13 protein-coding genes are annotated in these 12999 nt (G+C 58.7%); all 13 read right to left on the reverse strand.

Annotation, left to right across the window (positions count from 1 at the left end):
• Window positions 1-90 precede the first annotated feature (90 nt).
• Window positions 91-420: a YbjQ family protein gene (locus tag ANT_RS01970; RefSeq protein ID WP_013558825.1), complete on the reverse strand. Its 330-nt coding sequence runs from the start codon at window positions 418-420 to the stop codon at window positions 91-93.
• Window positions 421-486: 66 nt separating this feature from the next.
• Entirely contained in the window at window positions 487-1338 is an 852-nt protein-coding gene (locus ANT_RS01975) for a hypothetical protein (RefSeq protein WP_013558826.1), read from the reverse strand.
• Window positions 1339-1480: 142 nt separating this feature from the next.
• Window positions 1481-2770: a D-tagatose-bisphosphate aldolase, class II, non-catalytic subunit gene (locus ANT_RS01980; protein WP_013558827.1), complete on the reverse strand. Its 1290-nt coding sequence runs from the start codon at window positions 2768-2770 to the stop codon at window positions 1481-1483.
• Window positions 2771-3721 carry a carbohydrate kinase family protein gene (locus ANT_RS01985; RefSeq protein ID WP_013558828.1) on the reverse strand — a complete coding sequence of 317 codons (951 nt, stop codon included), beginning with the start codon at window positions 3719-3721 and terminating at the stop codon, window positions 2771-2773.
• 4 nt (window positions 3722-3725) lie between these two features.
• Window positions 3726-4673, reverse strand: a complete 948-nt coding sequence (locus tag ANT_RS01990) for a tagatose 1,6-diphosphate aldolase (RefSeq protein ID WP_013558829.1) — start codon at window positions 4671-4673, stop codon at window positions 3726-3728.
• 22 nt (window positions 4674-4695) lie between these two features.
• Complete coding sequence (locus ANT_RS01995; RefSeq protein WP_013558830.1) at window positions 4696-5553, reverse strand: endo alpha-1,4 polygalactosaminidase; 858 nt, start codon at window positions 5551-5553, stop codon at window positions 4696-4698.
• Between the two features lie 3 nt (window positions 5554-5556).
• Window positions 5557-6888, reverse strand: a complete 1332-nt coding sequence (gene melA, locus ANT_RS02000; RefSeq protein WP_013558831.1) for an alpha-galactosidase — start codon at window positions 6886-6888, stop codon at window positions 5557-5559.
• Window positions 6889-6915: 27 nt separating this feature from the next.
• The gene (locus ANT_RS02005) at window positions 6916-7758 is read right to left on the reverse strand and encodes a carbohydrate ABC transporter permease (RefSeq protein WP_013558832.1); all 843 of its coding nucleotides are present in this window, start codon (window positions 7756-7758) and stop codon (window positions 6916-6918) included.
• Between the two features lie 13 nt (window positions 7759-7771).
• Window positions 7772-8659 (reverse strand): carbohydrate ABC transporter permease, encoded by an 888-nt coding sequence (locus ANT_RS02010; protein ID WP_013558833.1) that lies wholly within the window; start codon window positions 8657-8659, stop codon window positions 7772-7774.
• 70 nt (window positions 8660-8729) lie between these two features.
• Window positions 8730-10010: an ABC transporter substrate-binding protein gene (locus ANT_RS02015; RefSeq protein WP_013558834.1), complete on the reverse strand. Its 1281-nt coding sequence runs from the start codon at window positions 10008-10010 to the stop codon at window positions 8730-8732.
• A 24-nt stretch (window positions 10011-10034) separates the two neighbouring features.
• Window positions 10035-11084, reverse strand: coding sequence for an SIS domain-containing protein (locus ANT_RS02020; protein ID WP_013558835.1), 1050 nt, complete (start codon window positions 11082-11084; stop codon window positions 10035-10037).
• Window positions 11085-11088: 4 nt separating this feature from the next.
• Window positions 11089-12126, reverse strand: coding sequence for an amidohydrolase family protein (locus tag ANT_RS02025; protein WP_013558836.1), 1038 nt, complete (start codon window positions 12124-12126; stop codon window positions 11089-11091).
• A 23-nt stretch (window positions 12127-12149) separates the two neighbouring features.
• Window positions 12150-12926 (reverse strand): DeoR/GlpR family DNA-binding transcription regulator, encoded by a 777-nt coding sequence (locus tag ANT_RS02030; RefSeq protein WP_013558837.1) that lies wholly within the window; start codon window positions 12924-12926, stop codon window positions 12150-12152.
• Window positions 12927-12999 lie beyond the last annotated feature (73 nt).

Consider the following 12999-nt stretch of genomic DNA (forward strand, 5'->3'; position numbering starts at 1 on the left):
TTGTAGGGTTATTTTACCTTTTTCCTTCAGAATAAGGCAAAATTTCAGAAGGTCATTTTCCCGGCAAACGCCTTTCAGAACGGAGAAGCCTCAGATTTTTTCCACCACCACCGCCGTGCCGTATGCCAGCACCTCGGTGACGCTTTCCATCAACTCGGTGGCGTCGTAGTGCATGCCGATAATTGCATTGGCGCCAATCTGCTCGGCATGCTGGATGAGCAGGTCAAAGGCTTCCTGACGGGCATGCTCGCACAGTTCGGTGTAGGTGGTAATTTTTCCTCCCACCATGGTTTCCAGCGCGCCGACAAAATTTCCCGCAATGCTCCGCGATCGCACCGTAATGCCGCGCACCACCCCCAGATAGCGCACAATGCGATAGCCCTCAAAGCCAAACGTTGTGGTGACCATAGAACGATCCATCCTTACCTCCTGCGTTCAGTGTAACGCAGAAAGCGGGAAAAACCTCTCAAGGGGATATCAAGAAAATCAGTATTCGGTCTGGATGCTCAAGCGTTCGAAAGAACCGTCGGACAAAAGGTGCAGGAAAGCATCCTTCCATTTTTCATTGCACTGCAGGGCAACGGTCATGTACCATCCCCCCAATTCATCGATTTGAGCCCCGGTGTAGTTGTGCAGTTCCCCTGTTCCAATGGTGCAGTTCGACAATTCGCCGGTGAGCAGGCGGGTCTGGATGATCTCATGCGCCTGGTGGATTTCAGGGAAAGTCTCCCATTCTATATCACTGGGAAGTAAGTACTCCCGCACCTGATGCGCCCTGAAGGCATACGTCAGACGGGCATTTTTTCGGAAAATTTGCCCCGTGTTGAGGTGATTTGCGGCGTTCAATGGATCGGCTTGAGTTCGCGTGAGCACCTCATGCACCCGCGGGTTGCTTTCCAGTTCGTCAATTTTCTTGCGAATGGCTCCGACAATAAGGTCAATGGACTTCCCATCCCAACTGGAGATTTCCCAGTCGCGGATTTCCCAGAATCCGTCCTCTGGGATGGAGAGCGTGCCGTCTTTGGTGAAAATAAAGTCAAAACTGCCGCGGTACAGCATCCCCAGGGAAGAGAAATCCGACGGCGTTCGGAACATCACCGCCGCGTTTGCCTTGCCCTTGACGAAACAGGCACCAATCCGTACTTCCTCGATGGTCAGCGTCTCTGAGAGGGCTTGGATGAGAGGATGCTGAAGCACCATTTGCTGGTAGGGTTCGGGATCTTTGATTTTCTCATCGCAGGGAAATTTCGGCGGACAGCCGGTAAGCAGAAGCAACAGAATCACTGCAAGAATGAGATAGAACCCGCGGCGCGGAAGCATGAACACTGGGGAAAACATAGGGATGACCTTCCAGAGGGGAAGAGCCCTCTTGGTTTTGATTGTAGCCAGATGGGGAAGAAATACAAGCACGTCTTCGCGCCCTGACGGTGACTTATTCTTTACGCGCCCTTCGACAGATTCAGGGCGCGGTCGCACCGGCTTACCCGCACGCCGCAGCGTAATCTTCCAGCGTGTGCTGGATATGTGCCCGAATCAGGTCCTGCGGGTGGCTGGAGATTTCCCCCGCGCGCACCATCTCATACTCGCGCGGCAGGTACTGGCTGAGCAAACTCAGCGGCGGCGGGGTTTCGATCAGGTTGGCGAGCAGTCTCCGCACGGCTTCCTGCGCGGCGGGATGGTGCCAGTAATAGCGAATGCGGTCGCTGAAACTGTAGCGGCGCGCCAGCGCCTGTTCGGCGGGAGCGCCGGCAAAGTATCCCTGCCAGTGGCGTGGATCGTTCAGCATCACCTCGTCGAGGACTTCACTCAGGCGGGAGAGAGGCATATCCTGCCTGCCCAATATTTCCCGTTCGATGTGTTCCAGGGCGAACACGGCTTCGCGGTAGGCAAAGGTTAGTGCCGGACCAACCTTGAGAATGGAAAAGTGGTCTTCCACCAGCGCACGCAGGGAGGCACGGGTCTGGTAATCGGTCGAGTGGGCTTCATACACCATGCCGGGCACGCCCTCGATGAAGGTCTTCAGCGGGCGGGCGGCTTCGCGCTGATAGGCGTGAATGCTGTCCACGCCAAACTCCACCCCCGGCTGGACTACCAGCGCAATGACCCGCTCCCAAACGGGAGTCAAGCCTGCCTGCAGAAAGGCTTCCCGAAAGGCATCCAGCGCGGCTTGGGCTTCCTGCGGAGTGGTGACGTGAAGTCTTGCCTCCTGACCCTGCGCGCCGCCGGGCGGGGGCACCTCACTGCCAATTACGTACACCGGCTGAACCGCTCCCGCGGCGGCTTCGGCGGCGGCGCACAACTGCGCCGCCCGTCGGGCTATGCGCTCCAGCGGCAGGGGACGCTCGGGGTCGTCATCGGCGCAGGGCATGGAAGCGTCCAGATGAATTTTGGTGTAGCCTGCCTGCACGTATGCCCGCACCATTTCCAGCGCTTGTGCTATGGCGGTTTCGGCAGGCTCTTTCCGCCAGGGGTAAGGACCCAGGTGATCCCCGCCCAGGATGACCTGTTGCGGGGGAATACCTTCCCGTTCCAGAATTTCGCGCAGAAAGCGGACAAAATCGGCGGGGGTCATGCCGCTGTACCCACCTTGGTGGTTGACCTGATTGCAGGTGGTTTCGATGAGCAGGGGCGCGCCGCTCCGGCGGGCAAGATGGCAGGCGGCACTCAGCACCACCGGATGTGCCGAACAAATGGATGGGATACCCCGCGCCATGCCCTGTTTCTGCGCGGTGACCATATCCAGCAGGGGAGCAGGCGAGCCGAACATCATTTACTTCTCCCGCTCAAGAAATCCCAGGGCTTCGGCAAGGGTGGGCTGAGCCGCAGTCCCGCCTGCGGTGCGGGTGGAGAGACTGCCGCATACCGCGCCCAGACGCAGACACCGCTCCAGCGTCCAGCCCTGCAGGTAGCCGTAGAGAAAACCGGCATCGAAGGAATCGCCCGCGCCAACTGTATCCACCACCGGCACGGTCAGGGCGGGAGCGTGAGCCATAACCTCGCCCTGCACCCCCAGCGCACCCTGCGTACCCATTTTGACCGCTACAGTACCGGTTTGTTTGCCCAGCGTGCGGGCGGCTTTGGCGGGGTCGTCCGTGCCTGTCAGCGCGCAGGCTTCGGTTTGATTGGGCAGGAAGACATCGGTCAGCGCCAGCAAATCGCGAATCCCCTGCCAGGATGCGCCGGGGTCGTAGTTGGGGTCGAGCGAGGTGGTCAATCCCAGACGGCGGGCGCGGCGGAAGAGATCGGGCAAGCCGGGCTGTAAGGCGGTTTGCAGGAAGTACGAGGCAATGTGCAGGTGGCGGGCTTGCCCGAGCAGGTCATCGGGAATGTCATCGGCGGACAGCGCGGCAATCAAGCCGGGATAGGTGAGAATGGCGCGGTCACTGCCGCGGTTGAGAATGACGCTCATGCCGGTATGCCCGTCGGGGATTTGAATCACCGCGCGGGTATCAATGCCGCGTTCCTGCATGGCTTCCAGCATGTAGCGCCCGAAGAGGTCATCGCCGCACTTGCCAATGAAGGCTACCCGCAAGCCCAAACGCGCCGCGCCGCAGGCAAAAATCACCGAAGAAGAGCCGATGGTCAATGTGGCGGAGTCCACGCATTTCTCCACCTGCCCGAAGGCGGGTTCGACATCGCCGTTTAGAATCAGGTCGGGGTTGATTTCTCCGGCAACCAGCAGATCGAATGGTCGGGATGAAGGGGCAAAGGTCTCAGACATAATCTCAGTATTGACGGTACCAATCGAAAGGAGCCTCGGCGCTGTACACCTCGGTGAAGGGGCGCGCCAGCGCCAGGCACAGCGCGCTCAGGCGCTCCAGGCGCGGGCGGGCTATGCGGCGCAGGAAGTCCAGGCGGTCACTGCCATCAAGCGCAACGGCTTCCTGCCAGACAGCGCGTCCTACGGCAATCCCGCTGGCGCCGGCGCGGCAGGCGACTGCCGTCTGTTGCAGGTAGGTCTCGAAGGAAGCGGCGGCAGAGAGCAAAATCCACGGCGCCTGGCTTGCCTCATGCAGTTCGGCACAGGCATCGGCGAGTTTGCCCATGTCCAGGTCATCGGTGGCTTGAGGCAGTTCGGCTTTGAGCAAATCCACCCCGGGGATGGCGGTGAGGCGGCGGGCAGTCTCGATGACCACACGGCGCTTTTCTTCGCCGGAAAGGCGCTCGCCCTTCAGCGGGTACGAGAGCGGTTCGAGCATCAGCGCCAGGTCATAGCGCTGACATTCGACAGCGGTTTGCGCTACGAAGGCTTCGATTTCCTGCGCAGTGGGTGACTCGGGGTGGTAGTACACCAGCAGTTTGACCATGCTGGCGCCCATGCGCTTGGCTTTTTCCACGCTCCAGCCCGGCAGGATTTGCGAGCGCCGCGCGGCAGGCTCGCCGGTGTAGCCGGTGGCTTCCAGCGCTACCACCAGTCCTTTGGTGCCGGGTAGGGCGCCGCTGGCAATGGCTTGCGCCGCCGAAACTTCCGGGTCGAGCAGGACACCGGTGGCAAAAGGCGCCAGTTCGGCGGTGACTTCCAGTTTGAAGCGGCTCAGTTCGTGGTTGTCTTCAAAGCGCGGGTTGGCGCGGCGCAGGTTCTGGCGGTGATCCAGTGCCAGAAAAGTGAACGTGCCGTGCGCAGAAGCGCAGGTTTGAAACGAGCGAAATTTGGCAATACTCAATGCTTTCATAACCCTTCCCAGAGATGAAAAATTAAGGACAAAACTTCACCCAGGCATCCAGTTCGCGGTTTTTCAGAATGGTGCTGAAGCCCAGTTTTCGGGACTGCCGGCAGAATTCCTCAAAATCGCCGGGCAGGTCGGTGTATTCGGCGGCAAACACGGGCTTGCCTGCCTGGATGTATGGAAGCATGCTTTCGGCTTCGCCGTAGTAAAAGTAATCCTCGGTGATGGCAAAGTCAAAGACGTTCACCAGATCCGCCACCATATCGGCGGCGTTTTTCTGCCCGATTGCCAGCCCGCGTTTGTGGGCTTCCTCAGCCAGCCAGAGAGCGTACTTCAACTGGTCTTTGTAGGTCAGGGGGAAGCCCGTGTCGTTGGTGTAAATTTCCATGTTGTCGGGTTCGACAGCGTCAAAACCTTTTGCCTGGCACAAATCCAGGCGCGCCAGCATGATGGGCGCCAGTTTGTCAATCTGGCGGATGTCCAGCCACTTCTCGCCCTGCCAGCCCTCGTAATCCTTGCCCAGCACTTCGGCAGGAAAGCGGTCTTTGTCGGGACGCCAGTCTTCCCACGAACCCACGCTGATGTAGCAGATGACCCTGCGTCCCTGAGCATGCAGTTCGTCAATCACGGCTTGATCCACGTACAGGTCAATATCGTACACATCCACATCAACGCGGGTGTCAATCTCGTTATTGCCAATCTGCCACTGCCAGGTAAGCCCAACCGTGGGGCGCCACCAGTCGGCGGCGGGGTGAGGGGAATTTTCAGAGGACATCTCTGCGGTCTCCGTAAAACGAACAAAGGAAGGGGCTGGCGGGAGCGCGGGGGCACATCCCGCCAGCGCGATGGACAAAATCAACACCAGATGAGCAAATCGCAGGCGCATTCCTTACACGCGGTGGACCTTGAACTGCGGCAGGTAATCCTTATGCACGGCAAACAATTCATTAGTCATCTGGCGGATTTCTGCCAGCGAAAGCACCGAAGCCGTCAGCGGGTCGTGACAGATGGCACGGTACACCATGGTGGGGTCGCCCGCAATGGACGCCTGCACCGCCATTTCCTCAATGCCGCTGGAAAGTTGGGTGAGCAGAGCGCATTCAGGTGGGAGCGCGCCCACGTGAGTGGGGTGGAAGCCTGCGCGATCCACGTACACAGGTACTTCCACGCAGGCACCTTCGGGCAGGTTGGTAATGAGGTGGGTGTTGCGCACATTGCCGTTGAACTTGAAGGGTTCGCCGCCCTTCAGCGCGTTGATGATATACGCCGCGTATTCCTCGCCACGCTGTAAATCCTCGGGGGTGAGCGGTGCTTCCAGACGTTCGCGCACCTGATCCTTCCAGGTGGCTTCGTTGCGCTGATATTCCTTGAGGATGTAGGCGTACTCGCCTGGATTCCAGCCCGTGCCGTGTGTGCAGTACTTTTCGATGAGGTCGGGGCGCTTGCGGAACCACCAGTTGTATTCCGAGTTGTGACCGCTGGATTCGGTGACGTAATAGCCCAGCGCTAGAAACATCTCGTTGCGGACAATTTCCTCGTTGTACACCTCGGGGCGCTCGGTCACTGCTTTGCGGATGAGCGGGTAGGCGTCCTGCCCATTCCATTTGTACTCCAAGTACCAGGCTTGGTGGTTAATGCCCGCGCAGACGTAGTCAATTTCCTCGTAAGGTGCGCCAATCCAGCGCGCCAGCATCATGGCAGTGCCCTGCACCGAGTGGCACAATCCCGTCACGGTGATGAAGGACTGCTTTTGAATGGCAGAGACCAGCATCGCCATGGGGTTGGTGTAGTTGAGCAGGACGGCGTTGGGGTAGTATTTTTCCATATCGCGGACAATGTCCATCATCGGGTTGATGGTGCGCAGAAAGCGGAAGATGCCGCTCGGTCCGCGGGTATCGCCCACGTTGATGTCCACGCCGTACTTCTTGGGGATTTCAATATCATGCCGCCAGACCTCGGTACTGCCTGCCAGAATGGTGGTCAGCACCACATCCGCGCCCTTCAGGGCTTCGGCGCGGTCCAGGGTGGCGGAGACGGTGGCAGGGCGTTTGCCCGCCGCGATGAGTTTCTCCACCTGCCGTTTTGCCCATTCCAGCCGTTCGGGGTGAATGTCCATCAGAGCGATGTGGGCATCTTCCAGCAGGGGGAAGGTGAGGATGTCGCGCACCAGTTCGCTGGTGAAGCCCAAACTGCCTGCACCGATGAAGGTAATCTTGGTCATAAGAACACTCCTGTAACGAAGATAAATTTAGCGCTTGACGCCGCTCAGGGCAATACCCTCAATGAAGAAGCGCTGAGCAAAGAAGAAGACGATGAGCAGGGGCAGGATGCTGATCAGCGCGCCTGCCATTAATACGGTAAAGTTTCCGCCGCGGGTCATCTGCGTCTGGAAGAGCGCCAGCCCGACCGTCAGGGTCGTGTTCGGCGCGGCAGGCATATAGACCAGCGGGCGAAGCAAGTCGTTCCATGCGCCCTGGAAGGAAAAGATTGCCAGCGCCGCCAGAGCAGGCTTGGCGAGCGGCAGGTACACCTTCCAGTAGATTTGCGGCAGGGTTGCGCCGTCCACCCGTGCCGCATCCACCAGGTCGCGGGGAATGGTGAGGAAGTACTGCCGCAAGAGGAACGTGCCGAAAGCCCCGCCCCAGAAGGCAGGCAACCACAACGGCACACTGGTACCCACCAGCCCCAGCCATGAGAAAATGACGAAATTGGGGATAAGGGTCACATGGAACGGAATCAGCAGGGTCAGTAAAAGCAGGGTGAACAGGAAATCTCTGCCTTTGAAGCGTACCACGGCAAAGCAAAACGCCGCCATGGAGCAGGTGAGCAGTTGCCCAATGGTGGTCAGCAGGGAAATGACCGCACTGTTGAGGAACAGCAGGGGGAAACTGATATCGCCGTAGGCAAAGAGCGCCTGAAAGTTTCTCAGGGTAAAGGTAGGCGGAATGAGCGTTTTGGTGAACTGATCGGCGGGCAGTTTGAAGGACGTGGACACCATCCACAGGAAGGGGGTGACCATGCCTACCGCGCCGATGAGCAGGATGAGGTACGTCAGAGCATCCAATAAACGGGTTTGTACGCGTTTTCCCATAAAGGTCTCCTTCCTACTCATACACCACAAAGCGCTTTTCCAGCCACAGGTACAGCCCCATCAATGCCGCCACGATGAGGGTGAGTTCGATGGCTTGCGCGCTGGCACCGCCGTAATTGGAGAAATGCCAGGCGTTGCGGTAAATAGAGAACACCACGACTGGAACAGAACTATCGCCCTGCCCGCGGCGGGTGAGCATATAGATGTAGTCGTATGCCTGAAAGGCGTTGATGGTGGAAATCAGCGTTTGGAAGAAAATGCTGGGGGTGATGAGCGGCAGGGTGATGCGGAAGAACTTCTGCAAGCCTTTGGCGCCGTCCATCTCGGCGGCTTCGTAGTACTCGCGTGGGATGGTGGTTAACCCTGCCAGAAAGATAATCATGCCCTCGCCAATTGCCCCCCAGATGTTGACAATGACCACCGAATAGAGCGCCATATCGGTACACAGCCAGCACACCGGCTGTAACCCGAGGCTTTCCAGAAGGTAGTTGAGGATTCCCGTATCTTTTCCATAAATCATCTGCCACACCAGCGCGGTAGCCACTGCCGAGGTCACTGCCGGCAGGTAGTAAGCCGTGCGGAAGAAGGAAATGCCCTTCAGCCCGCGGTTCATCAGCACTGCCACCAGCAGGGAGACGATGACCACCCCCGGCACATACATGGCGGTAAACCGCACCGTGTTCAGCAGAGAGGTAAGGTTCTTGGGATCTTTGAACAGCGCGATGTAATTGGCAAAGCCAGCCCATTGGGGCGGGGTCAGCAAGTCCCAGCGGGTAAAAGACAGCGCCAGCGTTGCCAGCAGTGATCCAAAAGCGCTGAAAAACAGCCCGAACAGGGTAGGGGCGAGCATTGCCCACAACCAGAATTTTTCCCGACCAAGAGGTTTGAGACCGGCTTCCATAAAAGTTTGCTCCAAGCCTGCCCCCCGCAGAGCAAAACCGTTCCTGCGGGGGGCAGGGATAGGGAAAGAATTACCTGTTCTTTGCCAGCACTTCGTCAGCCTGTTTGACGACTTCGTCCAGGGTGGCATCCAGTTCGGCTTCGCCGGTCCACACCACGCTCATGCCGTCGCCAATCACCGAGGACCATTCCTCATAACCCTTGAAGGACGGCTTCATGCGGGCGAACGCCAGCGAATCCAGGAAAACCTGATGGTTGACCTTGACTTCCTGTTCCAGGAAGGCAGGGCTTTCGGCAACCGACTTGAGCACCGGGCAGGCAAAGCCCAGTTCCGCCAGGCGGGTCTGCCCCTTCTCGCTCAGCACAAACTTGATGAAGTTGAAACTTTCCTGCGGGTATTTGGTGGCTTTGGCAACCACAAACCCGGCGCTGTTGACGCTGGTGGCTTGCCCGGCAGGTCCGGCGGGCATGGGGGCAACATCCCACTTGAAGGATGCTTCAGCATAGCCGGGGATTGCCCAGTGTCCAATGGTGGTCATGGCGGCAACGCCAGCCAGGAAGGGATCGCCGCCGTACTGCGCCGCAGTGTTGGCATCGGGCCAGGAACCGTCCACGAAAATCATATCGTGGAAGAGTTGCCAGGCTTTGCGGGCTTCGGGCGTACCGATGAGCGTCTTGGTGTAGTCGGCGCTGATGACATCGCCGCCGTGCGCCCAAATGCCTTCACCCCAGATGAGTTCCATGTCCCACAAATCGGCGTAGAAGCCGTACTGATCCACCTTGCCATCGCCGTTGGTGTCTTTGGTCAGTTTCCTGGCAATCTCGCGCAGGTCGTCATACGTCCAGCCCTGTTGCGGATAGGGGATGCCGGCGGCGTTAAACATATCCTTGTTGTAGAAGACCACAATGGTCTGGAAATCGCGCGGCAAACCGAAGTAGCCTTCGGGGGTTTCGTAGGCTTTCAGGGTGACCGGATACAGCCCATCCAGCAAGCCGGGGTTGGCATCCAGATAGGGCTTCAGGTTGAGCAGAACGCCGCGGGATTGATAGTCCTTGTAGAGCGGGGCATCAATGGCGAAGATGTCCGGCGGGGTGTTGGCGGCAAGCAGGGTCTTCAACTTCGTCCAGTACGAATCCCAGTCGGAAACTTCCACGTTCACCTTGACATTGGGATTTTCCTTCTCGAAGTCGGCGACAATTTGCTTCCACACTTCCAGTTCAGCCGGGTCGCCCCATGCCATGAAGCGAATCTCTGCCGCTCCGCCAGAGGGCGCCGGAGTGCCGCCCGCCTGCGCGCAAGCCGTCAGCACGATGGTGAGAACCAGAATCAGGGAAAACAGGGTGCGCTTCATACAACTTACTCCTTTCTTGAAACACTACAACTTGACAACGGTATCCAGATGCGTGGGACGATCTGGATTCAACCCTTTGGAAAGAGCCCGTTCGAAGGCAATGCGCTGTCCAACGGGCAAATACAGAATGTTGCGGATGGCTTCCGAGAGGGGAGCAGGCAGGGTCAGGCGATAGGTGGCTTTTTCCGGGAAGAGGGGAGCATCCGCAAACGCCAGGTCCACCACCCTGCCGCCCAGCGCCAGCATATCATCCAGCACCGCGCCTTCCGCCTGCCCGTTGCGGGCAGAGCGCAAGCCGATGACCACCGCCGAATCGGTGATCATGCTCTTGGGACCATGGCGGAATTCCAGGAAGTGGAAAGGCTCACTGTGGCTCAGGCTCATCTCTTTCATCTTCAGGCTCAATTCGCAAGCCAGCCCGTAGCGCGTACCTGAACCAAGCCAGTAAAAACGATCCAGGCTGGCGTCCTGTCCCAGTTCGCCTGCCAGTCCCGCCGAGTTTTCCAGCACCTGCGCGCCGGCTTCGGGTAAGCGGGTCAGCGCATCCAGCAGGTCAGCACGCCCGGACCACTCGCACGCCAGCGCCATCGTCCCCAGGTAGAGGGTGGAGAAGGCGCGGGTTTGTGCCACCGATTGTTCCTGACCGGACGGCAGAACCAGGTTGAGCGTCCCCATGCCTGCCAGCGGGGTTTGCGGGTAGCAGGACAGGGTGATCAGGTCGCCGCGTTTCTGGTCGAGGAAAGCGCGGCAGGCGTGCAGGGTTTCGCTGGTCTCGCCGGAGCGGGAAACCGCCACCAGCAGGGTCTTGCCCCCGGTGTAAACAATGTCCGGGTTCAGCCAGAGTTCGGAAGCGGGGAAGGCTCGAGCGGGCGCGCCGGTCAGTTCCTGGGTAAGCGCGGCGGCGGAAAGAGCCAGGTAGTAGGTGGAGCCACATCCGGTAAAGAGGATTTGGGCATACTCACCGGGCTGAAAACGCCGGATGTCCGCTTGAGAGGCTTTCAAGACATCCAGCGCGCTCGCCCATGCCTGCGGTTGAGAAAGAATTTCCTGAAGAGTAAACGTTCCATTTTCCATATGGTCATCCCTGAATACGAAGAATTCGCCGGGCGTTGCCTGCATATACCTTTTCCAGCACCTCATCGGGCAGGAAAATGCCGTAGATGTACCAGCGTCCCTGCAGGGGGATTTCGCCCGGATTGTAGTTGAAGTATTCGTCGTCGGTTTCGAGGAAGCGGTAATAAATGCGGTAGGTCTCCAGGTCGGGACCTACATCTGTACCGAAAAGAATGCGGTCGGCGTATTTCAGAAAGAAACGCCGCGCGGTATAGGGCTGACGTCCCAGTTCTCCAATGCGCGCGGCGATATCCACAAAGAAATTGGGGCAATCGTCCAGCACACTGCCCACCCAGGCAAGGTTCTCGGCGTAACAGCCCACATGCGCGCCGATGAAGGTAGTCTGCGGATGGCGCTTGACCAGGCGGTGCAGGGCATTGACAATCTCCAGAAACGGCGGGAAGGGCGGGCTGGGGAACGACCAGTCGGGGTGCGCCCCCAGTTCTTCCCAGCGTTCGTTGGTCTCATCAATGGGGTCGAAGAAAGCCACCGGGTCGGCGATGTGGATCAGCACAGGCATGCCCAGTTCTCCCGCCGTCTGCCAGACGGGGTCGAGGCGGGCGTCATCTACGGCAACCCGCGCGCCGGTATGATCACGCACGTGCAAGCCAAAATGTTTCCAGATTTTCAAGCCCTCAGCGCCGCGGGCTTTCTGAATGCGCAAACGTTCCGCCGCCCACTCCGGGAAGCGGTTGCCCAGATACTCCCACTGATTCCAGTCCACGCCGCCAAAGATGGTGAAACGCTCCGGCGCGCGGGCTTTGAAGAGATCCAGGTGGCGGTTGAGAATGTCCTCTCCCCAGCCGCCATCCAGATCCACGTAGTGGATGACACCGGCGGCGTCCATGCGGTCCAGCAGTTCGTTGATGGGCTTTTCTTCCCAATCCCCGCCAAAGGGCGGCGCCAGGTGATTGTGCGCGTCAATGACCGGAAAGCGCGGCTTTTCCACCACGCTTTGCCGTGTGACCAGTTTGGAACGCGGTTTGTAGTGTTCAAGAAGCATGGGCAAATTCCTTGAAAAAGGATTTATGCCAGCAAGACCCGAACCCCCAGTTCCTGCAGGGCAGAGATGAAACTTTCATCGGCTTCCTGGGTGGTGATGAAGGTGTGCATGCTGGTCAGGGGAGCAAGGAAGGCAGTGGAGACGCGACAGCATTTGGTGTGATCCGCCACAACGATAACCTCGCGCCCAATTTTGAGGATGGCGCGGTCGGTCATGGTTTCGGGCAGGTAATCGTTGGTCAAGCCGTGTTCCAGATCCACGGCGCGCACCCCCAGAAAGACCTTATCGGCGCGCACCTCGCTGAGGGCTTGCTCGGTGATGTGTCCGATGAAGGAGAGTTCGCTGTCGCGTAAAATCCCGCCCAGACACACCACCTGAATATGTTCCATGCCGGCAAACAGGTTGACCACCGGCAGGGAATTGGTGATGATGGTCAGCCCTTTGCGCTCGCGCAGGTGTTTGGCGATTTCCAGCACCGTCGTTCCCGAGCCAAGGAAGACGGTTTCGCCATCCTGTACCAGGGTAGCGGCAAGCCTGCCGATGCGGGCTTTCTCATCCGCCTGCTCATGACTGCGCTCCAGCAGGGGCGGCTCCGGCGCAGCCGGTTGTAGAGGAATAGCGCCGCCATGCACGCGCTGAATCAAGCCCTGCGAAGCCAGCGCTTCCAGGTCCCGGCGGGCAGTGGCTTCACTGACGGCAAACTCTTCGCAGATTTGGGCAATCTTCACCCGTTGCTGGCGCTGAAGCAGTGCCAGGATGGCTTGCTGACGTTCGATATTGGAAAGAGAGGGGATGTCCATAAATTTCAATCACAAACAATCAAAATCAATCAGTTTCCATCAATTATTATGGAATATTTTGCGCGAAAATACA

Source organism: Anaerolinea thermophila UNI-1 (genome assembly GCF_000199675.1).
Lineage (GTDB): Bacteria > Chloroflexota > Anaerolineae > Anaerolineales > Anaerolineaceae > Anaerolinea > Anaerolinea thermophila.